18 protein-coding genes and 5 pseudogenes are annotated in these 22,572 nt (G+C 61.0%); 5 read left to right on the top strand and 18 right to left on the bottom strand.

Annotation, left to right across the window (positions count from 1 at the left end):
* Nucleotides 1–3 precede the first annotated feature (3 nt).
* The 3 genes from imuA to RHM58_RS27385 all read right to left on the bottom strand — a co-directional run bounded on the left by imuA (nucleotide 4) and on the right by RHM58_RS27385 (nucleotide 2,294).
* Entirely contained in the window at nucleotides 4–621 is a 618-nt protein-coding gene (gene imuA, locus RHM58_RS27375) for a translesion DNA synthesis-associated protein ImuA (protein ID WP_322268753.1), read from the bottom strand.
* Nucleotides 621–1,238 (bottom strand): transcriptional repressor LexA, encoded by a 618-nt coding sequence (lexA, locus tag RHM58_RS27380; RefSeq protein ID WP_322268754.1) that lies wholly within the window; start codon nucleotides 1,236–1,238, stop codon nucleotides 621–623. Before lexA ends, imuA begins: the two co-directional genes overlap by 1 nt.
* A gap of 123 nt (nucleotides 1,239–1,361) precedes the next feature.
* On the bottom strand, nucleotides 1,362–2,294 hold the full coding sequence (locus tag RHM58_RS27385; protein WP_322268755.1) for a LysR family transcriptional regulator: 933 nt from the start codon (nucleotides 2,292–2,294) through the stop codon (nucleotides 1,362–1,364).
* A 103-nt stretch (nucleotides 2,295–2,397) separates the two neighbouring features.
* Here RHM58_RS27385 and RHM58_RS27390 point away from each other — a divergent pair.
* Together RHM58_RS27390 and RHM58_RS27395 are read left to right on the top strand one after the other, a co-directional pair.
* A pseudogene (locus RHM58_RS27390) lies at nucleotides 2,398–4,141 on the top strand (amidohydrolase).
* Between the two features lie 97 nt (nucleotides 4,142–4,238).
* Nucleotides 4,239–4,976: a TorF family putative porin gene (locus tag RHM58_RS27395; protein WP_322268756.1), complete on the top strand. Its 738-nt coding sequence runs from the start codon at nucleotides 4,239–4,241 to the stop codon at nucleotides 4,974–4,976.
* A gap of 285 nt (nucleotides 4,977–5,261) precedes the next feature.
* On the opposite strand, the pseudogene RHM58_RS27400 reads toward RHM58_RS27395, so the two are convergent.
* From RHM58_RS27400 to RHM58_RS27450, 11 genes and pseudogenes are all read right to left on the bottom strand, one after another.
* Nucleotides 5,262–5,545 (bottom strand): annotated as a pseudogene (locus tag RHM58_RS27400) (DUF971 domain-containing protein).
* Nucleotides 5,542–6,504: a HEAT repeat domain-containing protein gene (locus tag RHM58_RS27405; RefSeq protein WP_201203164.1), complete on the bottom strand. Its 963-nt coding sequence runs from the start codon at nucleotides 6,502–6,504 to the stop codon at nucleotides 5,542–5,544. The pseudogene RHM58_RS27400 and the gene RHM58_RS27405 overlap by 4 nt, the downstream one beginning before the upstream one ends.
* A pseudogene (locus tag RHM58_RS27410) lies at nucleotides 6,501–7,352 on the bottom strand (ABC transporter ATP-binding protein). The gene RHM58_RS27405 and the pseudogene RHM58_RS27410 overlap by 4 nt, the downstream one beginning before the upstream one ends.
* Nucleotides 7,352–8,134: an ABC transporter permease gene (locus RHM58_RS27415; RefSeq protein ID WP_322268757.1), complete on the bottom strand. Its 783-nt coding sequence runs from the start codon at nucleotides 8,132–8,134 to the stop codon at nucleotides 7,352–7,354. The pseudogene RHM58_RS27410 and the gene RHM58_RS27415 overlap by 1 nt, the downstream one beginning before the upstream one ends.
* Nucleotides 8,135–8,269: 135 nt before the next feature.
* A complete protein-coding gene (locus RHM58_RS27420) occupies nucleotides 8,270–9,688 on the bottom strand; it encodes an ABC transporter substrate-binding protein (RefSeq protein ID WP_322268758.1) in 1,419 nt (472 codons plus the stop codon).
* A gap of 305 nt (nucleotides 9,689–9,993) precedes the next feature.
* Nucleotides 9,994–10,239 carry a 4Fe-4S dicluster domain-containing protein gene (locus RHM58_RS27425; RefSeq protein WP_007946457.1) on the bottom strand — a complete coding sequence of 82 codons (246 nt, stop codon included), beginning with the start codon at nucleotides 10,237–10,239 and terminating at the stop codon, nucleotides 9,994–9,996.
* A gap of 36 nt (nucleotides 10,240–10,275) precedes the next feature.
* Nucleotides 10,276–12,006: a fumarate reductase/succinate dehydrogenase flavoprotein subunit gene (locus tag RHM58_RS27430; protein ID WP_322268759.1), complete on the bottom strand. Its 1,731-nt coding sequence runs from the start codon at nucleotides 12,004–12,006 to the stop codon at nucleotides 10,276–10,278.
* A gap of 11 nt (nucleotides 12,007–12,017) precedes the next feature.
* Complete coding sequence (locus RHM58_RS27435) at nucleotides 12,018–12,770, bottom strand: GntR family transcriptional regulator (protein ID WP_201203149.1); 753 nt, start codon at nucleotides 12,768–12,770, stop codon at nucleotides 12,018–12,020.
* A 272-nt stretch (nucleotides 12,771–13,042) separates the two neighbouring features.
* Nucleotides 13,043–14,011 (bottom strand): Gfo/Idh/MocA family protein, encoded by a 969-nt coding sequence (locus RHM58_RS27440; RefSeq protein WP_322268760.1) that lies wholly within the window; start codon nucleotides 14,009–14,011, stop codon nucleotides 13,043–13,045.
* A gap of 18 nt (nucleotides 14,012–14,029) precedes the next feature.
* Nucleotides 14,030–14,916: pseudogene (locus RHM58_RS27445) on the bottom strand (Dyp-type peroxidase).
* Nucleotides 14,917–15,176: 260 nt separating this feature from the next.
* Nucleotides 15,177–16,205, bottom strand: coding sequence for an AraC family transcriptional regulator (locus tag RHM58_RS27450; RefSeq protein WP_201257557.1), 1,029 nt, complete (start codon nucleotides 16,203–16,205; stop codon nucleotides 15,177–15,179).
* A gap of 206 nt (nucleotides 16,206–16,411) precedes the next feature.
* Here RHM58_RS27450 and RHM58_RS27455 point away from each other — a divergent pair, with 206 nt between their 5' ends.
* From RHM58_RS27455 to RHM58_RS27465, 3 genes are all read left to right on the top strand, one after another.
* Nucleotides 16,412–17,362, top strand: a complete 951-nt coding sequence (locus RHM58_RS27455) for a SphA family protein (protein ID WP_201203145.1) — start codon at nucleotides 16,412–16,414, stop codon at nucleotides 17,360–17,362.
* Nucleotides 17,363–17,810: 448 nt separating this feature from the next.
* The gene (locus RHM58_RS27460) at nucleotides 17,811–18,095 is read left to right on the top strand and encodes a DUF3077 domain-containing protein (RefSeq protein WP_322268761.1); all 285 of its coding nucleotides are present in this window, start codon (nucleotides 17,811–17,813) and stop codon (nucleotides 18,093–18,095) included.
* Nucleotides 18,092–18,358, top strand: a complete 267-nt coding sequence (locus RHM58_RS27465; protein ID WP_322268762.1) for a short-chain dehydrogenase — start codon at nucleotides 18,092–18,094, stop codon at nucleotides 18,356–18,358. The genes RHM58_RS27460 and RHM58_RS27465 overlap by 4 nt, the downstream gene beginning before the upstream one ends.
* A gap of 196 nt (nucleotides 18,359–18,554) precedes the next feature.
* Here the strand turns inward: RHM58_RS27465 and RHM58_RS27470 are convergent.
* The 4 genes and pseudogenes from RHM58_RS27470 to RHM58_RS34175 form a co-directional block, all read right to left on the bottom strand.
* Nucleotides 18,555–20,824: pseudogene (locus RHM58_RS27470) on the bottom strand (molybdopterin cofactor-binding domain-containing protein).
* Complete coding sequence (locus RHM58_RS27475) at nucleotides 20,821–21,285, bottom strand: (2Fe-2S)-binding protein (protein ID WP_201257560.1); 465 nt, start codon at nucleotides 21,283–21,285, stop codon at nucleotides 20,821–20,823. The pseudogene RHM58_RS27470 and the gene RHM58_RS27475 overlap by 4 nt, the downstream one beginning before the upstream one ends.
* On the bottom strand, nucleotides 21,282–21,971 hold the full coding sequence (locus RHM58_RS34170) for a c-type cytochrome (protein WP_416195277.1): 690 nt from the start codon (nucleotides 21,969–21,971) through the stop codon (nucleotides 21,282–21,284). The genes RHM58_RS27475 and RHM58_RS34170 overlap by 4 nt, the downstream gene beginning before the upstream one ends.
* A complete protein-coding gene (locus RHM58_RS34175) occupies nucleotides 21,923–22,558 on the bottom strand; it encodes a c-type cytochrome (RefSeq protein WP_416195278.1) in 636 nt (211 codons plus the stop codon). The genes RHM58_RS34170 and RHM58_RS34175 overlap by 49 nt, the downstream gene beginning before the upstream one ends.
* Between the last annotated feature and the right edge of the window lie 14 nt (nucleotides 22,559–22,572).

Below are 22,572 nucleotides of genomic sequence, written 5' to 3' on the forward strand. Positions count from 1 at the left end.
ACCTCAATGTCCCATGGCAAAGGCAATCGGCGCCGTACGGGCCAGTCCGCCCCGACACTTCAATACCCGCAACTGCGCAGGCTTGGCGTCGATGGCAATGCGCAGGGCCGCCGGCGAAGGATTGACTGCTTCGGCCATCGAGCGATAGGCAAACGCCAGGGTCGAGCCGGTTTCCGCCGCCACCTGCAAACGCCGCAGCGCCCGGTCATCGGCCTTGCGTGGCCAACAGAGCACCGCGCCGCAACTGCCGGAACGCAGGCATTGCTCCGCCGCCCACAGCGCATCGCGCTCGCTGGCCTGGATGATCGATAACTGGCGCAGATCGACCCCGGCGTTCTGCCAGGCCTGAGGGTACGGCACATACGGCGGCGCGATCAGCACGATGCGCTCGCCCGCCGCCGACAACCGCGCCAGCGCTGGCCACACCAGTTGCAACTCGCCGACGCCCTGCCCGGCCAACAGGATTTCGGTCAACGCCGCTTCCGGCCAGCCCCCGGTCGGCAGCGCCGCATCCAGCGCGGCATGCCCGGTGGGTTGCGGGCTGACGGCCGGGGGCGCAGGCCGGCCCTTCCAGACCTGGCCGCCATTGAACAGCGTATCCAGCGCAACGACGGCGCCCATCACCCTTGCCTCACCAGACCGCAGAACACCCCTTCGATAGCCAGGTCCTGATCGGCTTCGACAATGATCGGTTTATAGGCTGGGTTGCGCGGCAGCAACCGCACCGTGTCGCCGATCCGTTCGAAGCGTTTGATGGTGACTTCGCCGTCGAGCCGCGCCACCACGATCTGGCCGTTGAGCGCCTCCGGGTTGCGATGCACACCCACCAGATCGCCGTCGAGAATACCGTCCTCGATCATCGAGTCGCCCTGGACCCGCAGCATGTAGTCCGGCACCCGGGAGAAGATCGACGGGTCGAACAGCAAACGGCTGTGTACCTCGGCATCCGCGCCAATCGGCGCCCCCGCCGCCACCCGACCGAGCACCGGGATCTCCAGTAGTTCGGGCCGCGCCGGTTGCCCGAGCAAACGAATGCCCCGGGCCTGATGCGGGTTGACCTCGATAAAACCGGCTTCGGTCAGCGCCAGCACATGCTTGCGCGCCACGCTGCGAGAGGCAAAACCAAAGGCCTCGCTGATTTCAGCGAGGCTCGGGGACTGACCGTGCTCCGCGATTCGATCACGGATAAAGGTCAGGATGGCGGTACGGCGGGGAGTGAGAGTCGTCATGGAGTACATTTGTACTCTTTCCGGGATTTCCTGACAACAACCGTCAATCCGGTAGGCGCTGTCGAGAGAAACGAGGCTGCGATCTTTTGACCTTGCTCTTTAAAAACAACATCAAAAGATCGCAGCCTCGTTTCACTCGGCAGCTCCTACAGGGGGCGCAAGCTCAGCCAGAAATTGCGCGATGTAATCGATAAACGCCACCACTTTGGCCGTCGCCCGCCGATGGCTCGGGTACACCGCCAGGATGTGCGAGCCAAAGCTGTCCGGGTCGATGTTGTAGTCGGCCATCAGCCGCACCAACCGCCCGTCAGCGATGTACGGCGCGGCGCTCCACAACGGCGTGTGCAGCAAGCCGCGCCCGGCCAGGGCATTGGCCAGCAGCAAGTCGTAATTGTCACTGCGCAACCGTGGCGACTGCGGTTGCGGCAGGCTCAAGCGCTGGCCGTCACGCTCGGCCCACCAGAATTCGCGGCTGAGCAACGGGTGGCGATACAACAGCCATTCGTGCTCATCAAGGGTTTGCGGCGTGACCGACAAGCCCTTGCGCGCCAGATAGGCCGGGCTGCCGCAGAGCGCCAAGCGATTACTGCCGACGACCCGGGCGATCAACCCCGGCAAGTTGTCGTGACCTTCGCGCAGGGCCAGGTCATAGCCGCTTTCCAGCAGATTGACGAACTCATCGCACAGGTCAACTTGCAGGTTGATCTGCGGGTATTGCTCGAGAAAACCGCCACACACTTGATCAAGAAACGCCTGCCCGTACGCCAGCGGCGCGGTGATTTTCAGGCTGCCGCGCAAGCCATGCTGCATTTGCTCGACTTCCTCGCCGGCCTCCTCCAGCCGCTGCAACACCTGACGCGCAGTTTCCAGGTAAAGCCGCCCCACTTCCGTCAGCAAAATCCGCCGGGTGCTGCGCTCGAGCAGCCGGGCGCCGAGTTCGGCTTCGAGGTGATTGACCGCTTTGGTCAGGGCCGACGGAGTCTTGCCCAATTGCTCGGCGGCGCGGCTGAAACTACCGAGCTGCGCGGTGACCACGAACATTTTTAATGCACCCAACTTGTCCATGCTTTTTCCATTCCGGCAAAAACGTTTTTCGTGAGGGAGGCGTTCTGCTGTGGCTGAGCAGCCACTAATCTGGCCATCAGACGCAATAACAAGGAAATGTTCAATGAAAAGATTCCTCCCGAATCTATTGGTGGCCGCGGTTAGTTTTGCCTCGATGGAAGCCATGGCAGCCACCGACCTGGTGCTGCTCAACGGCAAGATTTTCACCGCTGACCGCGCCCAACCGCAGGTGCAGGCCTTGGCGGTGGAAAACGGCAAGGTGCTGAAAGTCGGCACGGATGCGCAGATCAAAGCCTTGATTGAATCCGGCACAAAAGTCGTCGACCTCGGCGGTAAGACCCTGATGCCCGGCCTGATCGACAGCCATTCCCACGCGATTTTCGGTGGCCTGGAAATGGTCTCGGCCAACATGGAAGACGAGATGGTCGACCTCGATGAACTGGAAAAACGCCTGCGCGGCTGGCGTGACGACGGCAAGGCCAAGCATGGCGATGTACTAAGCGTGGCCGGCATGAGCTCGGCTTACTGGGCGCAGGCAGAAGCCTTCGACAAGAAATTCAACAGCGGCGAATGGGCCACGGTGCCGGTGGTGTTCACCGGCAGCGACCACCACACCGCGTGGGCCAACAATGTAATGCTGGCGCGCGCGGGCATTGATGCCGCGCTGCTGAAAACCCTGCCGGATGCCGAGAAAGACACGATCGGCAAAACCGCCGATGGCCGCCCCAATGGCTTCCTGGTGGACGCCGGTTGGGACCGTGTGGCCTCGAAAATGCCGGTGCCGAGCGCCGCCGACATGCTCAAAGCCGCGCAATCTGCCATGCGTTACAACAACAGCCTCGGCATCACCGCGTGGATGGACCCTGCCGCCAACGCTGCGCCGGGCGAGCCAGTGTTCGCGCTCAAACCCACGGAAAAAACCGTCGGCGTGCTGCCAGCCTATAAAGCGCTGTCCGAGACCGGCAACATGAGCGTTCACGTCGCCGCCCTGCTGGGTGCGCCAATCCAAAAGCGTACCGGCCGATCTCGACACCCTGGACAAGGTCCGCCAGCAATTCCAGGGCATCCCCAACCTGACGTTGCCGGGGATCAAGATCTTCGCCGACGGCGTGATCGAATACCCGGCGCAGAGCGCGGCAATGATCGACCCTTACACCAACTCGCATAAACAGGGTGAGTTGCTGATTGATCCGAAGCATTTCGGCGAACTGGTCAGCGCCATCGACCAGCGTGGCTGGCTGGTGCACATCCACGCGATTGGCGACCGCGCGGTGCGCGAATCCCTGAACGGCATCGAGCAGGCGCGCAAGGATCGTCAGAGCGGCATCACTCACTCGATCACGCACCTGCAAATGGTCAACCCGAAGGAGTTCGCGCGGTTCAAACCGCTGAACGTGATCGCCTCGATGCAACTGCTGTGGGCCACCGCCGACGACTACACGCTGGACATGATCAAGCCCTACGTCAGCGCCCTGGCCTTCCGTTATCAATACCCGGCGCACTCGCTGCTGAAACAGGGCGCAACCATTGCCGGGGCCAGCGACTGGCCGGTGTCCTCGCCGAATCCCTTTAATGCCATGGCTCAAGCCATCACCCGAGTCGGCCCGCTGGGCGTGCTAAACGCCGATGAACGTCTCGACCGGGAAACGATGTTCTACGCCTACACCCTCAACGCCGCTCGCACCATTGGGTTGGAGAAGCAGATCGGCTCGTTGAGTGCCGGCAAGCAGGCTGATTTCATCGTGTTGGACCGCGATGTGTTCAGCGTCGACAACAAAGCCCTGCACGACACCCAAGTGCTGCAAACCTGGTTCGCCGGTCGCGAAGTCTACGCACCAACCTTATAAGAAAAATCTTTGCTGCCCGCCCCCGCGACAGTCGCCGGGGTGTGGCGCAGCTTTGCCCGCCCTCTGCCCAAAACAATCAAAACAAAGGCACTGACCCATGAAAGCTTTCACCTTGTTCGCCCTCGGATCCTTGAGCTTATTGCCCTTGAGCAGCCAGGCCATCCCCTTGAATGATGATTTTTCCGTGCAAGTGGACCTGACCCTGGCCAGCGACTATCGAACTCGCGGCATCTCGCAAACCCTGAACGACCCTGCCGTGCAGGCCGGCACCACCCTGGCCCACAGCAGCGGTTTGTATGTGGGCGTGTGGAGTTCGAACGTGGATTTCGGCGGCGGCCTGAAAACTCGCCAAGAACTGGATTACTACGCCGGTTGGCTGTGGCAGGCGACCGATGCGGTGAGTCTGGATGTTGGCTATCTCAAATATGCTTATCCGAAAGAGAGCCAGTTCAACCAGAGCGAGGTGTACGGAATTCTCAGTGCCTACGGGGTGAAACTCGGGGCTTATTACTCGGCGGATGCGCCGGGCATCGACAGCAAGCAGGGCACGTTGTACAGCTACGTAGGCTACGAAACCGAATTGCCTTATGGGCTGGGCCTGAAACTGCGCTACGGCGAAATGGACTTCAAGGACCCGCGCTTGTACTCGTCTGACGGCCATGCCGAGGACGCGTACCACGAATGGGAAGTGAAGCTGAGCCATGAACTGGCCGGGATGATGTTGGGCTTGAGCTACATCGATACTGACCTGTCGCAAAGCCAGTGCATCAGCAATTGGGGTTATGGCGATGTGTGCACCGCGACGGTGGTGGCGAGCATCAGCAAATCCCTCTGACCACCACTAATCACTGTAGGAGCGGGCTTGCTCGCGAAGAGGCCATCTCATCCAATATCAATGTTGACCGGCAGACCGCTTTCGCGAGCAAGCCCGCTCCCACATTTGATCTCGGGTGTTCACTCAATATATGCCCACCGAAGATCCCTTGTAGGAGCGAGGCTTGCCCGCGAAGGCGGCGGCACATTCGGCATTGATGTGACTGACCCACCGCTTTCGCGAGCAGGCCATCACATTCAATATCAATGTCGTCTGACGGGCAGCTTTCGCGGGCAAGCCTCGCTCCTACGGGTTTGGGATTAATCCTGAGAGATAGGGCCACGGGTAGATGCCGCGTTCGTGGCCGTCGCTGAAGATCAGTTGCAGGCCGTAACCCTGGGGATTCAACTCGACCACGCGGATGCGTGAATCGACTTTACCGTCAGGCCTTGCAACCGAAACGCCCGACATTGGGAGCACGGACATTGACGGCGTAACTCGGCGTGATCCAGCAACTGTTCGCGCCCATCCGGCCAGTTCAACCGCAGTTGCTGTTTGTTCTGGGAGTTACCGACGGCCAGCGGGTTCATTGCAACTGACTCAAGGCAATCCGCACCGCTTTGCGCACTTCCGGGTCGCCATCATCCTGGGCGGCCAGCAATGCGGCGATGGCTTGGCGATCATTCAACTCGCCCAACGCCAGCGCCGCTTCCTTGCGCAGGTTGCTGATGCGGTGACCGAGGGTGTCGATCAGCGCGTCCAGGGCCGGGGCATAGCGCAAGCGGCCGAGGCTGCGGGTGGCGCGCAAGCGGACTTGCCAATAATCGTCGCTCAAGGCTTCCACCAGCGCCGGACCGGCGTCAGTGTGGCCGACCTTGCCCAGCGTGGTGGCGGCTTCTTCGCGTACTTGCCAGGCGTGGTCCTGCAACGCCTGGCGCAGCGCCGGCAGTACTTGAATGTCGGACGCCAGGCCGAGGGCGCCGGTGGCGGCGCGGCGGACTTCAGTGTCCGGGTCGGCGCTGGCCAGTCTGGCCAAGGCTGGCAAGGCATCGAGTTGCTTGAGCCAGCCGAGCACGCCGACGGCTTCACGGCGCACGCTTGCATCTTTATCGTTTAAAGCGACCAACGCAGCGCCGGCGGCATCGGGGAACCGCAACTCGCGCAAGGCCCTGAATGCGGCGATGCGCACGTTAACCTCGGCATGCCCGGTCCACGGCAGAATCACCCGGCCCGCGGCTTCACTCTTGAGCAGGCTGAGGCTCTGCGCGGCGGCAGCTTGCACGGCCAACGAGGGATCGGTCAGCGCCTGGCACAACGCTTCAACCACCGGTTCATCCTCCCAGGCTTCCAGCAGCCGTGCGGCTTCGGCGCGGACTTCTTCGGTCGGGTCTTCAGCCAGGCGATCGACCAGCCAGAGCAAACCGTCCGGTTCTTCAAGATCAGCCAGTTCGATCAGCGCGATGCGGCGCACGCCGGGGTCGTCGTCGGTCAGACGCGGTTGCAGGGCAAGGATGTCGTCGTTATCGGTTACATCGAAGAGAGAGGTCATAGGGCAAACCGCGGCAGTTTGTTTTCAGGGGGAAGTCCGAGGGGATTCAGGCGAGGTAACTGCCGACCGTCCTCGTGACGCAGCAACTCGAGGCAATGACGCTTCAAGCGGGAAAATTCGTGGCTTGTCACCAGTTCGGTGGTGCGTGGACGGGGAAGTCCAGGCGCAGATCCTCGATGATTCGCCCCGGCCGCGAACTCATCACCAGCAGGCGATCAGCGAGGAACAACGCCTCGTCGATGTCATGGGTGACGAACACCACGGTGGTGCGAATTCGCGTCCAGATGTCCAGCAACAGTTCCTGCATGTTCAGCCGGGTCATGTCGTCGAGGGCGCCGAAGGGTTCGTCGAGCAGCAGCAACGGAGGGCTTCAGCATCGAGCGACCCGGGCGATGGACGACCCGCTGCCGCATTCCGCCGGAGAGCTGATCCGGCCAGCGTTCGGCAAAGCCTTCCAACCCCACTAACGCAAGGATTTCATCGGCGGCTTTATGGCGTTCGGCTTTGCCGATGCCGCGCATTTTCAGGCCGAAAGCGACGTTGTCGCGCACCGTGCGCCAAGGGAACAGCGTGTGGTGCTGGAACACCATGCCGCGTTGCGGGGACGGGCCATCGATAGGCGCCCCATCGACATTCAGCGTGCCAGCGCGGGGTTGCAGGTGTCCGGCCAAGGCGCCGAGCAAGGTGGATTTCCCACAACCCGACGGCCCGAGAATGCAGACGAATTGCCCCGCTTCAATTTGGCAATCCAGGCCTTGAACGGCTTCAAACGCCGCGCGGCCCTCCCCCAGGCTGATCGACAAACCGCGAATCTCGATTCGCCCTTCCGGGTGTTGAAAGATGCTCATCAGGCTTTTCCTCGTGGTCGATGCCAAGGTGTGAACAGCCCGCCCAGACGCTTGATCAGCAGGCTGCTGCCCATCCCGAGCAGGCCGATCAGCAACATGCCGACGACGATGTCGGCGTAGTTCTGGATGGTGTAGGACTCCCAGGTGTAATAGCCGATGCCGTACTGGCCGGAGATCATTTCGGCGGTCACCAGGCAGAACCACGAAGTGCCCATGCCGATGGCCAGGCCGGTGATGATGCTGGGCGCGGCGCCAGGCAGGATCACTTCCAGCAAGATCGCCCGACGCCCGGCCCCGAGGCTTTTCGCTGACGCGATCAGTCGAGGGTCAACCCCTTCGACGCCGTGCACGGTGTTGAGCAGGATCGGGAACAGCGCGCCGGTGAAGGTGATGAAGACCATCGACAGTTCTGACGAGGGAAACATCAGGATCGCCAGGGGAATCCAGGCGACAGCCGGGATAGGTCTTAATACTTCCAGAGGCGGCAGCAGCAAGTCCTCGGCCCACTTCGAGCGGCCGATAGCCAGGCCCAGGGCGATGCCGATGATCAGCGCCGCGAGGTAACCGGCGAAGACCCGGCTGAGGCTGCTGCTCAGGTGCTGGGCAAGTTTGCCGGAGTCACCGAGGCCGAGGGCGGCGTGGATCACGGCCAGTGGGGTCGGAACGTTGGCGAAGGTGACCAGGCCAAGGTTCCAATGACCGCTCGCTGCAAGTTGCCAGAATAAAAGGCAGAGCAGCAGTGAGGCGGCTCGGGGGAGCCAGCGCAAATAGGATTCGTACACAATAATTCCTCTCAACCCAAAACCTGTGGGAGTGAGCCTGCTCGCGATAGCGGTGGGTCAGGCAACATTGTTGTTGAATGTCAGCCCGCCTTCGCGAGCAGGCTCGCTCCCACGGGGATTGTGGTGCTCCAAGGGTTAGCGAGCGGCAACGGCTTGGGTGGTGGCGTCGGTGAAGTCGAAGACTTTGCCGCCCTGGGCCGTGGCGAATTGTTGGGCCTGGCCCTTGAGCAGGAACGCACTGAGCCGGCCTTTCGCGTCACTGGCAAACCACGCCTGATCTGCCAGCAACTTGATCCCGCTGTCACTCGCCTGGGCATACACGGCGCGGATGTTTTTGCCGTCCTGCTTCAGGGCAGCCAACGCGGTGAACGCCGACTCCGCCGAGGCGTACTGCCGGACTTTCGGCTCACCGCGCACCCAAATCTCCGCCACATGGCTGAAATCGCTGATGGCTTTGCCGCTCGACGCATCCACTGCTTTGAGCGGCGCCTGCGCGTAGTTGGCCAATTGCGCGGTGTAATCGAGGTTCGAAGCCTTGAACGCGGCGCGAATGTATTGATCGTCAATAAACGTATTGAGATCGAGCCCGCGATCAGCCTTTTTCAGCAGCTTGAGGGTATCGATAGCCGTACCCACCGCCTGACGGTATTCCGGCTTCCAGCTCAGGTCGCGGGTTTGCACGCCCAGTGGACCGTGGAACAGGTAATTCACCTCGGCATCGACTCCGGTGACTTTGGCGATCAGCTCGCTGTACTTCTCCGGTTCTGCGGCCAGCAGTCGATTCGCCTCAATGCTCGCCCGCAGGTAAGCGACGACGATTTCCGGATACTTTTTGGCGTAGGCCTGATCAACCAAAGCGCCATGGAACGTCGGCGCGTTGGCCTGGGCGCCGTCATAAATCTTGCGAGCAAAACCACGACTCGGGAACAGTTCAGCGAACGGCACGAAGTCGGCGTGGGCGTCGATTTTCCCGGCCTGCAACGCCGAACCGGCAACTTCCGGCGGCTGGGCGATGATGTTCACGTCCTTGAGCGGGTCCCAACCCTGGGCTGCCACGGCACGCAGCAACATGCCGTGGGCGGTGGAAGCGAACGGCACGGAAATGGTCTTGCCCTTCAACTCCGCCAGCGACTGCACGCCCGACGCGCTCGGCACCACGATGCCGTTGCCGCTGCCCTTGATGCTGCCCGAGAGCACGCTGATAAACAGGCTGTGCTTGCCGGCGGTTTCGAACGCCACGCCATTGAACGCGCCGGGGAAATCGGCCATGGCGCCGAAGTCGAGCTTGCCGGCGACCATCTCGTTAGTCAGAGGCGCGCCGCTGGTGAAGTTCTTCCACTCCACTTCATAGTTGGCGTCTTTGTATTGGCCATCGTGGGGCAGGTATTTATCCAGCAGGCCAAGCTCGCGGATCAACAGACCGCCTGCGGCGCAATTGATGGTGGTGTCCTGGGTGCCGATGGCAATGCGGATGGTTTCCGCTTGCGCGGAGAAGGTGAATGAGGCCAGTACCAGACCGACTAATGCTGCACGCAGCAATGTTTGCAAAGACATGGGTGAATCCCCTCGAATCATTTATTGGATATTCGTCTCCGCCACGATCAGGGCGTGGTGGGAAACGAGGGGTGTTTGGAATCTGGCGTCCGGTGGTTGCCGGATGGCTTCTTGGGCGTTTGGGCTGGCCTCTTCGCGAGCACGCTCGCTCCCACAGTTGATCGTTGGTGAGCGCGGTATTTGTGTTCGACATTCGATCCAATGTGGGAGCGGGCTTGCTCGCGAAAGCGGCGGGTCAGTCGACATCAATGCTGGATATACCGACGCCTTCGCGAGCAAGCCCGCTCCCACATTGGAACTGTGTTTCAGCGCAACAGGTACGGGATCTCTACTTTCACCGCCCCGGTCGGGCAGTCCTTTTCACAGGGCATGCAGTACCAGCATTCGTCGAACGCCATGTAGGCCTTTTGCGTGGCCGGGTTGATCGCCAGCAGGTCCATCGGGCAGACGTCGACGCACACGGTGCAGCCTTTGTGGGCGATGCACAGGTCTTCATCGACCGTGACTGGCGCGTTGGAGCGGAAGAAGATTTCCTGGGGTTGATAGGCCATGGTTCGGACTCTCTTGGTGCTCTCTTGGTTTAGGCGTCAGGCCGCAAACGCGCCGACCCGCAGCCGGTCGTAGGCCTGCATTTCTTCGGCATCGAGCGGGATGATGTAAGGCTCGACGGCTTTCTTGAAACTGGTCATCTGGCCGTCGTCGCCCTTCTTCAGGTGGCAATGGCAAAACCAGTCGCTGTCGTTACGTTGCGGGTGGTCAACCCGGTAGTGGTAAAGCCCCCAGCGACTTTCGGCGCGAAACAACGAGGCCCGGGCGGCCATCTCGGCGCAGTCGCGGATCATGCTGACTTCCATCGCGCGCATCAGTTCGTGGGCGTTGTGGGCCTTGATCTGATCGAGGTCGCGCTGGATATCGCTGAAGCGTTGCAGGCCGATTTGCATCTTCTTCGTCACTTTCGGCGGTTGCAGGTAGTCATTCACAAAACGCCGCAGCTTGTATTCGACTTGCGCGGGCGGCAGACCATGTTCGCGATCCAGTGGTGCGTAGACCCGTTGTTTTTCCGTCTCTATCTGCTGGGCATCGACGGCTGAAAACTCGCGCCCGGCCACGAAATCCGCCGCGTTGGTGCCGGCAAACCAGCCATACGTGAACGCCCCGAGCATGTAGTTGTGCGGCACCGCCGCCATGTCACCCGCCGAATACAAACCCTTCACCGACGTCTCGGCCCGTTCGTTGACCCACACGCCAGACGCCGAATGCCCGCTGCAAAAGCCGATCTCCGAGATGTGCATCTCGACCATTTGCGTTCGGTAGTCAGTGCCACGATTGGCGTGGAACTGGCCGCGACTAGGGCGCTCGTTGCTGTGCAAGATCTCTTCGATGTTCTGGATGGTTTCCTCGGCCAGGTGATCGAGCTTGAGGAACACCGGGCCGTTGCCGCTTTCGAGTTCCTGGTGGAACTCCCACATCATCTGGCCGCTCCAGTAGTCGCACTCGATAAAGCGCTCGCCCTTGTTGTTGGCGGTGTAGCCACCCAATGGGCCGGTGACGTAGGCGCAGGCCGGGCCGTTGTAATCCTTGATCAACGGGTTGATCTGGAAGCATTCGAGGTTCGCCAGCTCCGCGCCGGCGTGATACGCCATCGCGTAACCGTCACCGGCGTTGGTCGGGTTTTCGTAGGTGCCCATCAGGTAACCCGAGGACGGCAAACCCAGACGCCCGGCCGCGCCGCAGCACAGGATCACGGCTTTGGCCTTGATCACATGGAAGTCGGCGGTGCGGCAATCGAAGCCCATCACGCCGTTGACTGCGCCCTCTTCATCCGTCAGCAACCGGGTGCAGACCAGCCGATTGGTGATACTGACCCGCGCCCGTTTCAACTGGCGATACAGGACTTTTTTGATGTCGTGCCCTTCCGGCATCGGCAGCACGTAGGCGCCCATGTGGTGGACCTTTTTCACCGCGTAGTCGCCGGTTTCGTCCTTCTCGAACTTCACGCCCCAGCGGTCCAGTTGCTCGATGGTTTCAAAGCTGTGGGTCGCGTAGGCGTACACCGCTGCCTGATTGACGATGCCGTCATTGGCGATGGTGATTTCCTTGGTGTACTGCTCCGGCGTCGAGTGGCCGGGAATGATCGCGTTGTTCAACCCGTCCATGCCCATGCTGATCGCGCCACTGCGTTTGACGTTGGCCTTGTCGATCAGCAACACCCGCAGATCGCGATTGCGTTCCTTGGCCTTGATCGCCGCCATGGGACCTGCGGTACCGCCGCCGATCACGACGATGTCGTATTCCTGTTCCAAAGTGGCTCTAGTCATGGAGTTGCGAGTCATGCCTGATCCCCTTTTTGCCGGTCGATCCGCAAGCGGTACTGGAAGGCATCGCCGCGGTAGTAAAGGTGTTCGAAGTCCACGGGCTGGCCGCTGGCGTCGTGGGTCAGGCGCTCGATGCGCATGATCGGCGAGCCGGGTTCGACGTTCAGAGCCTGGGTCAGGTCGCTATCGGCCAGCACAGCGTCGATGGCCAAATCGGCATGTCCGAGGGCCAGTCCGCAGTCGTTTTCGAGGATCAGGAAGATGTCGCGGGTGACCAGGTCAGCCTTCTCCAACCGCTCGCCGATGGCTTTTGGCAGGTAGGTGATTTCCAGCGAGATCGGTTCACGGTTGATCAGCCGTACGCGTTTGATCTGCGCCACGGTTTCACCTTCGGCGACCTGCAAGCGTTCGGCGACCAGTTTGTCGGCGGCGATGAATTTGAAGCTGCGCAGGCGGTTGATCACCTCGTAGCCGCGACCGGTCATGGACTCGGCCAGGCCTTGCAGGGTGCTGACGTTCTGGAACGTCTTGGGCTTGGCAACGAAGGTGCCTTTGCCGTGAATCTTGAAGATCAGCCCTTCTTTTTGCAGATCGCCGAGGGCCTGGCGCACGGTGATGCGGCTGACTTTGAACAACGCACCGAGCTCGCTTTCGGACGGCATCTGGCTGTCTTGCGGATATTCACCGTCGAGGATGCGGGCGCGGAGTACGTCGCGCAGTTGAGTGTGCAGTGGAACGCTGCTTAGGGAGAGAACGTTATCGGTCATCTGAGATCACTTGTTATAACGAGTTATGACGTGATCATAGAGAGGTGATGCGGGGGTTGAGAAATATTGTTTGGGTATAAGGTTAGAGCGGTCTGTCAGACGAGCACAAACCATTGTGGCGAGGGGCTTGCCCCGTTGGAGTGCGAAGCGCTCCCGTGCATTCTTTCAGTCATACCAAGTTTGCAGGTTTTGCGACTGCTTCGCAGCCGAACGGGGGCAAGCCCCTCGCCACAGGAGGTCACTAGCCACAAAAAGCGAAGCTGCGAAAATATTCAGCCGCGCTTGAGGATCTGGTCCATCACCCAATCCGTCTTCAACGCTTCGCCGGCCACCGCCGGATGCTGCGCTTCACCACGGATATGCGCATTCATCCCCAGCACGTGATGCCACTGGATGTGTTCAGGATGATCGATGTTCAGGCTGAGGGTTTCGTCGGCTTCGAGCACCACAGGATGCTCATCAAACACCGAAAAGCTGATCCGGCCCTTACTGCCAATCACCTCGACCCGATCCTCACGCCGATCCGCCACAAAGTTCCAGCAACCCATGCCCGTGGCACCCGAAACAAAGCGCCAACTGGCGGTAACGGCATCTTCAGCCGCATACAACCCGGCTTGCCGCGCAGTAAAACCGGCGACTTCATTGATATCGCCGAGCAAGTACTGAAACAGGTCGAAACCATGGCTGGCCAGGTCGGCAAAATAACCACCACCGGCAATCACAGGATCAGTGCGCCAGTTATCCGAGCCACCCAAATCCGCCGGTGAAGCAGCCTTGGTCAGCGTCCAGGTCAGGTGCCGAACCTCGCCGACCCGCCCTTCTTCCAGCCATTGCCGAACTTGCTGAAAGCGCGGCAACGAACGTCGATAGTAGGAAACGAACAAGTGCAAACCGGCAGCGCTGAACACCTGCTGCATTTCTCGACTTTGCCCGGCATTCAGCGACATCGGTTTTTCGACGCAGCAATGTTTGCCGGCGGCAGCAACCATCAGGGCATAAGCGTGGTGACTGTCGGGGGGCGTGGCGATGTACACCGCGTCCACCTCGGGATCGTTGATCAGCGACTCGGCATCGGTGTAGACCCGGGCGATACCGTGGCGTGTGGCGTAATCGCTCACGACCTCCAGCCGTCGCCCCATCACCGCCACCAGCGCCGAACCGGGCGCTTTGTAGAACGCCGGCCCGCTCTTGCGTTCGGTGACATCCCCACAACCAATCATGCCCCAGCGCACCACGTTCATACTCACTCCTTGATGTGTTTAGCCAATGCGCAAAGCGCGCAGGTCCAGATGACCGTCCTTGAGCGGCGGGCACCAGTAGTAGCCGCCGGTGATCGGACGACTCATGCGATACAAACCATCCGTGATGCCGTCTTCCAGACCGCTCATGCGCCGCAGTTGCGCTTCGAAGGCGTCGAGGGAGAAGCCGAACGCAAGGAACATCAAACCGGCGCGATGGCCTTCGATCCACGGCATCGAGCGGCGCACCACGAAGGCTTCGGGGGCGAAGCTTTCCTGGGCGGTGCGTTTGACGTGAGCAGAGATTGGCGCGTCATCGAGTTCTTCGTTGTCGCTCAGGCGCCGGCCCATGATGTTGTCCTTTTCATGGGACGGTATGGCGTTGAAGCCCTTCAAGTCATGCTGCCACTGCTGAATCGCGGCGAAGCTTCCCCCACCATGCCGTCAGCGCCGTCGCCGACCAGTGCGGCGGCTACGGCGGCTTCATCGTGAGGGTTTTCAGTGCCGTCTTCGTAACCGGTCAGGTCATGGCCGGTGAGGTGGCGGAAGGTTTCGTTCATCTGCACCAGGCGAAACGCCGGGGCCAGCGCGGCTTCGATGGCGGTGCTGCGATTGAGCAACTCGCCACGGTCAACACCGTGCAACCAGCACCAGAGGGCGTGTTGGGTCGACGGGTTGTCGACGCCGACGCCGGTCATGGCCGGGAACGCTCGCAGGCCTTCGACCTGACCGTGCAGGGCCTTGACCAGGGATTCACCGAAACCGACCACCGCCGACTTGCCGTCCACCAGTTGCATCAAGTTGTCGAGCGCGGCCGGCAGTGCGGCGACGGATTCGAGGGCGAAGAACATATGACGGGCTTGAGGCGGAACAGGGGTGGCGAGAATGCCCGGCTGGTAGTAACTCATATGAACTCCTTTAGAAAGAAGCGCGAAGTTTAACCGTTGCGGGGGCATGAAGGGCAAGGAAACTGGCAATACCCGAGGGCTGAACACAGCCCCGTGGTAAGAAACACTGTGGCGAGGGGCTTGCCCCGTTCGGCTGCGCAGCAGTCGTAAAACCTGCGGACTCGGTATGACGGAAAGAATGCAGGGGAGCGCTTCGCACTCCAACGGGGGCAAGCCCCTCGCCACAGAGCTCGCTCCTACAGGAATTGGCGGCGCTAAGTTTATGAACTGACCCGAAACGCCGTCGGGCTCATCCCGGTCCAGCGCTTGAACGCCCGGCGAAAGCTGCGCACATCGCTGTAGCCGACCTCCTCGGTGATCCGCTCGATCGACATCTCGGGGTTAGCCAACAGGCTCAGGGTCCGCGCCTGGCGCACTTGTTCCAGCAAGGTTTCGAAGGTCAGGGCATGTTCGGTCAGGCGTCGGCGCAAGGTGCGGCTGCTCATGTTCAGGTCGCCGGCAATCTTTTCGATGTGGCTGCCTTGGGTCAGGTCCCGGGCAATCGCCCGCTCCACGGCTTGAATCAGATCAATTTTCTGGTGAACCTGCGCCGCTTCCAGCTCCAGCAACTTGACGGCCTGACGCAACGCCAGCGAGTGATGGTTGGGCAGTCGCACGTCCAGCCAGTGAGCGGCGATCACCATGCGGTTTTGCAGGCAACCAAAACGCACGTCCGGCCCGAGTAAACGCTCATATTCGGCGACGTAATCCGGCGCGGCATGGACGAACTCCACCGCCATCGGCTTGAAATCGGCCCCGACCAACGCCCGTCCGTACACCAGCAGGCTGGCGAAAAACTCCTCCACCGCAAACAACTGCACCTCGGTAAACGGCAAGCGGCATTCGATATCGACAAACACCCGATCGCCCGCCTCCTCCACGCTCGACACCACGATGCCGCCGGAGGTGTGTTGATGGCGGATGCCCAGCTCAAACGCATCGCGCAGGGTCTTGCACAGCGACAACACATGCCCGAGCAGCCCCAGGGTGCCAAGCACGTTCTGCGCGCCAACCCACAAGCCCAGCCCGCGATTGGGCAAGACCTTGAGCGCGCGCTGGATCATCGCCACGGCCTGGCGGTAGGAAATACGCTGCGCCGGGTCCTGGAGATCTTCAAGGGTGAAGCCCAGCCCCCGGCAAAGGCTCTCGGGATTGACCCCTTTGAGCTCGGCGACTTCGGCCAGGGTTTGCAACAGGAATGGCGAAACCAGCGCCAGTTCGTAGGTAGGGTCGACGACTTTCATTGGCATGGGGCAAGACATCCCGGATCAAGCTGAATTCTTATTTTTTGTTACCGGTTATCTCGAGGAAAGTTAGCACAGGGTTTGACGACTGTCCGCAGAAGTCCCCCTATGTGGCCGCCAATACCCTGCCCGCCAAGGCCCGAACCGCTTATTTCTATGCAACGGCCCGCGCGGCCGGCGGTGCCTCCCTAACAATAATAATGAGTACACCCATGAACCCGACCCGCACGACATTCTGCTTGCGACTGGCCGTCAGCCTGGCCGGCGTGTTCGCCATTCACTTGCAGGCCTTGGCCACCGAGGCCGGCGTGGACAATATCGGCCCTGGCACCGACGGTTTCTTCATGCTGCCGCTGGATGTGAACAGCCTTCCGGACAACATGGTGGCGTTCAACGTCTACTACAACCATTACAAATCCACCAAATTCCATATCAGTTCCCTCGGCGGCAAGGTGCCGGATGTCGATATCGAATCAACCGCCGTGATCCCGCGCCTGGACTACCTGAGCCCGCTGCACGTGTTCGGTGGACGGTTAGCCGGTTACATCGCGCAACCCTGGCTCAAGCAGGAAGTCTCGGTGTTCGGCTTGCATGACACCCGTGAAGGCATGGGCGACACCACCGTTGCGCCGATCATTCTCTGGGACATGGGTAAAAACCTGACCCTCGGTGCCGCCGTGGAAGTCACCGTACCGACCGGCGAATACAGCTCTGATCGCCTGGCCAATACCAGCAACAATTTCTACACCTACAAGCCGCTGTTTTCCTTCACCTGGCTGCCGACGGACAACACCGAGGTATCGATGAAGACGACGTACAGCTTCAACGAGAAGAACAAGGACACCGATTACAAATCGGGGCAGATTTTCCACTTCGACTATTCCGCCAGCTACAAGATCACCGACGACCTGATGCTCGGGGTCAACGGCTACTACTTGAAGCAAACCACCGACGATAAACAGTTCGGCCGCACCGTGCAGTTCAACGGCGAAGACGTGAACGACGGCGTGCGCGGCCAGGTGTTCGCCATCGGCCCGGCGCTGCACCTGACCTTCCTCAAGTACGCCAGCGCCGAGATTCGCTGGGCCAGGGAGTTTGATGTCGAGAACCGTCCGGAGGGCGACATGCTCTGGGCGAAGGTCAGCATTCCGTATGCGTTTTGACCGGTTACCCACCAATCAATTGTGGGAGCGGGCTTGCTCGCGAAAGCGGTGTCACATTCAAAATTGATGTCGGCTGACCCACCGCTATCGCGAGCAAGCTCCCACAGGGGACAGGTGTTCTTTTCGGCATCGGAAACCACCTACGGGCAAAGCAGCCATTTCAGGCCTTGCGCCGGTTGACTGCCCTGTCCTCACTCCCTATCCTCGCGCCTGTCACGACTCATTCGTGATCGGGTTTGACGGCCTGGCTTCAAATCTCAAGACGTATGGTTTCCTTAACTTTGCACGCGTACAACTTCGTCCGCAGCAAAGTCATATGGTGACTGTGCGTGGGGCACCTTCGGGTGCGCCGGGTGCTTGAGACCGGTCCGTCAACCTGCGCACAGTTGCCACCCATTCGTTTGACGGCGAGCAAGTGGTAACCCCTACTTTCTCAAGAGTTAAACCAATGACCAACGCAACCACAAAATCCACCCCCTTCGCCCCCTGCGATCACGTTGACCACCACCTCTTCGCCGTTCAACCCGACATTCCACTCCTCGACGTCCTGGAACACGCTTGCGTCTATCTCAGCTGCGCCGAAGCCCTCGCCCATCAAGCCCCCACCGCCACCCGCCCGGAACACATCGCGTCATTACGCTGGGCCAGCAAGCACATGCTCGACACCGCGCGCTCACTGGTGCAAGCCTCCATCGACGGTTTGCATGCGGCGCAAGCGGGAGGTGAGGCATGAATACGCATATGCCGATGACCAACAACGATGTCGATATTCCAGTGTTGATGGTCGCCACACAGGCGCCGTTGGATGTGTTGCACGGTAGCGCGGCCAGTCGTTTCCTGGCGGTGACGCAGATGATGGAGAGTTTGGCCAGTCTCGACATTACTCAGGCCAAAGGCGCTGATGTGCAGCAACTGGCGAATGCGGCGGCGATGCTGCTGCGTGATGGCTGTGATGTGATGGATGTGTTGGGGCGGCGGATTCGGGCGCGGGTTTGACTGCTTGATTTGATGTTGTTTGTGCTGACGTCTTCGCGAGCAAGCTTTGCTCCTACAGAGGAGCTGCGGTGTACGCGGAATTTGCGGACGGCGCCAATCTACTGTGGGAGCGGGCTTGCTCGCGAAAGCGGTTTCACATCCCACATCAATGTCGACTGACACTCCGCCATCGCAAGCAAGCCAGCTCCCACATTGGTTACACACGCGAACTGTCGGCGCGCAATACCTCATGCCAGCCCTTGCGCGCCAGTGGCAGGTGCAGCAGCCGCTGGCCCGTGGCGTTCGCCATGGCATTGCCCAACGCCGCAGCCATCGGGCCCTGGACAATTTCTGCGGCGCCGAGGAATGCCTCACCCGGTTGGTCAAGCAGGTGCACTTCGACCTGCCGAGGCAGCGCCGGGAAACGGATGATCGGGTAACCACTCCAGTCATAACTGCGCACACCTTGCGGGTCGTATTCGACCTGCTCGTACAGCGTCCAACTGGCCGACTGGATGATCCCGCCTTCCACCTGATTACGCAGGCCGTCCGGGCTGACGATTTGCCCGACATCCACTGCGGTCACCACCCGATCGATCACCACTTCACCGGTCTGTCGCTGCACATGCAACTGCACGGCTATCGCGCAGTAGCCCATGATGTTCTTGTACCGGGCGAACGCGAAGCCGATGCCGCTCCCCGGTCCTGGAGCCTTGTGCGGCCAGCCGAATTCCTTTGCGACCCGCAAGATCACCGCCTGGGCCCGAGGATCAGTCAAATGCTGCAAGCGAAATTGCAACGGATCCTGTTGCGAGCGTGCGGCCAGTTCATCAACGGCGGCTTCGATCGCGAACACATTGATGTGCGCGCCCAGGGAGCGCATTGCCGAGGTCCGGAAAGGCATTTTCAGCAGGAAGTTCATGTTGATCTGGCTGTTAGGGATGTCGTAAAGCGGCACTGCGTTGCGATCGCCATCCCCTTCAGGTTGAGCAATAGGCACCGAGGGCGCCGGTGCGAAGGGTTTTGCCAACAGCCATGCCGGCAACAAACGCCCGGCATTGACGATGCGTTCGTTGTGGGGGTGGTCCAGAGTTCGTACGTCCAGTTCTGCAATTTCCCCTGGGCGTCCAGCCCGGCGTCGAGTTCGGTCAGCATCGCAGAACTGTAGGGTTCCCAGAGATTTTCCTGCTCGCGCATCCATTGCACCCGCACCGGTTTACCCGGCATGGCCATCGCGATCAACGCGGCATCAGCGGCGGCATCGTCAGCACCGTTATGCCCGTAGCAGCCCGCTCCTTCGACATGAATACAACGGACCTTTTCAAGCGGCAGGCCGAGCAGTTCGGCGATGCCGGCGCGCAACGGGTAAACGCCTTGGGTGTGGGTCCAGACCGTCAACCCGCCAGCCTCGAACAAGGCCAGCGAACAGGAGGGGCCAATGGAGCCGTGCATCAGGTATTGCTTGGTCACCCGCGCCTTGTATTGATGCCCGGCCGACTGACTGACGGCGCCTTTGTTGCTCACCGGATAACGTCGTGCCGGCAGTTGGGTCAACAGTTCATGGATGTGTTGTGAGTCCGGCAACGGATTGCCCTCGGTCCAGCGCGCACTGGCGTAACCGGAACGCATGGCTTTGATCGCCTGCCACTCATCTTGTGCGACCACCGCCAGGTAGCTGCCATTACGCACCAGTTTGATAACCCCCGGCATCTGCTCAATGGCGCCCTGATCAAGTTCCAGTAACTGGGCGCCGCGTCTCGGCGGACGAATCACTCGGGCGTGCACCATGCCGGGCAGTCGCATGTCCTGCACATAACTGGCACCACCGCTGACCTTGCCCGGGATATCGATCCGCGGCAGCGAATGGCCGATCTGAGTGAACGTATCGGCGCTCTTGAGCGGCGAATCGGCAATCGCGTAACGGTGCAATTGCACCCCCGCCACCGCTTGCACGTAGCTCATCGACAGTCCGCCGGTGCCATGGATCAACGCATCGCTGGTGCGAAGATCACCGACCTCCTGCTTCCATTGTCGCGCTGCCGACTCCAGTAGCAGCTGACGCACCTGAGCAGCGGCATTGAACAATGCCGTACCACTGTCGAAGATCGAGTGACTCCCGGCGGTGTAGCCCTCGTTAGGCGTCAGCGCCGTGTCCGCGGTCAGAAAACGAATCGAGCCAGGCGCGACATCCAGCCGTTCGGCCGCAATTTGCAACAGCGCCGTTTTGACCCCGGTGCCCAGCTCGACCTTGCCGGTGTAGACGGTAATGCCATCGCGCGCATCGATGCGAATCCAGGCATCCAGATAAGGATTGGTCTTCAAGCTGCCCGGCAGATCCGGCGCCAGCACTGTGGTCCCGAGGGTGTCGACCTCGGTGTCGGCAAAAGCATGGCGAGCCCCCGGCACCAAGGCGAAACCCACCACCAGTGCGCCGTTGATGAGGAATGAACGTCGACTCTGATCCATGCCATCCACGATGATTTTCATAGCTTCACTCCGCTGGCGACCACGGATTTGATTGCCGCGAGGATCCGCACATGAGTGCCACAACGGCACAGGTTCGGCGCCATGTGTTCGCGAATCTGTTGCTCATCCGGCGTCGGATTCACCTCCAGCAAGGCCTGGGCACGCACAATCATCCCGGCGATGCAGTAACCGCACTGCGCCGCTTGCTGCTCGATAAAGGCTTTCTGCAACGGGCCGGGCTGGTCGGCACTGCCGAGGCTTTCGACCGTACGCACCGGTTTCCCCGACGCGACCACCGCCGGCACCAGACACGAAAACACCGGTTTGTCGCCGAGCATCACCGTACAAGCCCCACACTGCCCCAGGCCGCAGCCATATTTGGCGCCGTTGAGTTCCAGGTGATTGCGCAGCGCGTAAAGCAGCGGCATGTCTGGATCGATGTCCAAGCGATGATCCTGGCCGTTGACGTTCAAGGTAATCATTTCGGCTCGCCTTCGCTGCGAATAGTTGTGACGGTTTTGTCCAGATTGGCCCACGGCCTGCCCGCGCAGCTTTGAGTGCGCAGATACTGCGCGAGGGCAACGAGTTGCTGGTCGTCCAGGCTGTCGGCAAAAGCAGGCATGTAATGGCTGGAGGTGCCCGTGGACAGCGGGATGCCTTCGAGCACGGTCTTGATCAGGTTGCGCGGGTCGTCCGCCTGCAATGCCGAAGTCATTGCCAGGCCGGGGCGGCCATCGACAGCCCGCATAGGCGCACCGTCACCGTGGCAACTGGCACAGGCCCCGGCGAAAATGGCGGCGCCTTCACTGGCAAGCGGCGCTGCGGGCTTCAGTGCCTGGCAAGGCGGCGCCGGCGGTCCATCGACGGTGCGCTGCAAACTCAAGAGGTAATCAGCGATAGCCTGGACGTCGCTGATCGGTACTTGCGCCAGACTCAGGCTCACGGGGAGCATCGGCCCCGCCGCACCGCCATGCTCACTGGCGACTTCGCCGCGCAGGTACGCGACCAACTGCATCTGAGTCCACGGGTTCGCGGCTGTGGCCATTCCTTTCAGTGTCGGAGCGTGCCAGCCATCGACGATGCCACCGTTGAACAGCTCGCTGCCCTTCTCGCCGCCGATCAGGTTGAGTGGCGAATGGCACGAGGCACAATGCCCGGCGCCCTCCACCAGATAACGCTCACGCGGTTCCAGGTCGCCGACTGCGCGGGATCGTCCTGCGGCGGGTCGCCGTGCAGGAACAGCAGGTTCCAGAAAGACACCAACGGGCGGAAATTCATCGGGAACATCATGTGATTGTCCGGCGCAACGGATCGCACCGGGTCGACGCTCATGAGAAACGCATAAGCATCGCTGATGTCTCGATCAGTCATTTTGCTGTAGTGCACGTAAGGGAATGCCGGATAGAGAAAGTGTCCATCCCGCGCAATGCCTTTGCGCATGGCCCGAGTGAAGGCGGCTTCAGACCAGCGGCCGATACCGGTGTCGCCATCCGGCGTGATATTGGTGGTGTACAACGTGCCGAACGGCGTCACCAGCGGCAAGCTGCCGGCCATGTAGGCACCTCCGGGGCGCGTATGGCAAACGGCACAATCACCTTGCTCGACCACTCGTGCGCCTCGGCTGGCACTGACCGCATCACTGACTGCTGGCTGCGTCAGCGGTGCGATGGCCGGCCGCCACATCATCACGCCACAAAAGGCCAGACCGGCCACCACGACCAACAGCCCTGCGCCATAAAGTGTCCTGCGCTCCATCCTCTACCCCTTGC

It is taken from the genome of Pseudomonas sp. 10S4 (assembly GCF_034344865.1).
GTDB lineage: Bacteria > Pseudomonadota > Gammaproteobacteria > Pseudomonadales > Pseudomonadaceae > Aquipseudomonas.

What these genes read in the sequence shown, in the direction of transcription:
- RHM58_RS27385 (WP_322268755.1), bottom strand. Translation starts at nt 2,294, where the DNA reads ATGGACAAGTTGGGTGCATTAAAAATGTTCGTGGTCACCGCGCAGCTC.
- lexA (WP_322268754.1), bottom strand. Translation starts at nt 1,238, where the DNA reads ATGTACTCCATGACGACTCTCACTCCCCGCCGTACCGCCATCCTGACC.
- RHM58_RS27455 (WP_201203145.1), top strand. Translation starts at nt 16,412, where the DNA reads ATGAACCCGACCCGCACGACATTCTGCTTGCGACTGGCCGTCAGCCTG.
- RHM58_RS27475 (WP_201257560.1), bottom strand. Translation starts at nt 21,285, where the DNA reads ATGATTACCTTGAACGTCAACGGCCAGGATCATCGCTTGGACATCGAT.
- RHM58_RS34175 (WP_416195278.1), bottom strand. Translation starts at nt 22,558, where the DNA reads ATGGAGCGCAGGACACTTTATGGCGCAGGGCTGTTGGTCGTGGTGGCC.
- RHM58_RS27460 (WP_322268761.1), top strand. Translation starts at nt 17,811, where the DNA reads ATGACCAACGCAACCACAAAATCCACCCCCTTCGCCCCCTGCGATCAC.
- RHM58_RS27405 (WP_201203164.1), bottom strand. Translation starts at nt 6,504, where the DNA reads ATGACCTCTCTCTTCGATGTAACCGATAACGACGACATCCTTGCCCTG.
- RHM58_RS27440 (WP_322268760.1), bottom strand. Translation starts at nt 14,011, where the DNA reads ATGAACGTGGTGCGCTGGGGCATGATTGGTTGTGGGGATGTCACCGAA.
- RHM58_RS27465 (WP_322268762.1), top strand. Translation starts at nt 18,092, where the DNA reads ATGAATACGCATATGCCGATGACCAACAACGATGTCGATATTCCAGTG.
- RHM58_RS27435 (WP_201203149.1), bottom strand. Translation starts at nt 12,770, where the DNA reads ATGACCGATAACGTTCTCTCCCTAAGCAGCGTTCCACTGCACACTCAA.
- RHM58_RS27420 (WP_322268758.1), bottom strand. Translation starts at nt 9,688, where the DNA reads ATGTCTTTGCAAACATTGCTGCGTGCAGCATTAGTCGGTCTGGTACTG.
- imuA (WP_322268753.1), bottom strand. Translation starts at nt 621, where the DNA reads ATGGGCGCCGTCGTTGCGCTGGATACGCTGTTCAATGGCGGCCAGGTC.
- RHM58_RS27395 (WP_322268756.1), top strand. Translation starts at nt 4,239, where the DNA reads ATGAAAGCTTTCACCTTGTTCGCCCTCGGATCCTTGAGCTTATTGCCC.
- RHM58_RS27450 (WP_201257557.1), bottom strand. Translation starts at nt 16,205, where the DNA reads ATGCCAATGAAAGTCGTCGACCCTACCTACGAACTGGCGCTGGTTTCG.
- RHM58_RS27430 (WP_322268759.1), bottom strand. Translation starts at nt 12,006, where the DNA reads ATGACTAGAGCCACTTTGGAACAGGAATACGACATCGTCGTGATCGGC.
- RHM58_RS27425 (WP_007946457.1), bottom strand. Translation starts at nt 10,239, where the DNA reads ATGGCCTATCAACCCCAGGAAATCTTCTTCCGCTCCAACGCGCCAGTC.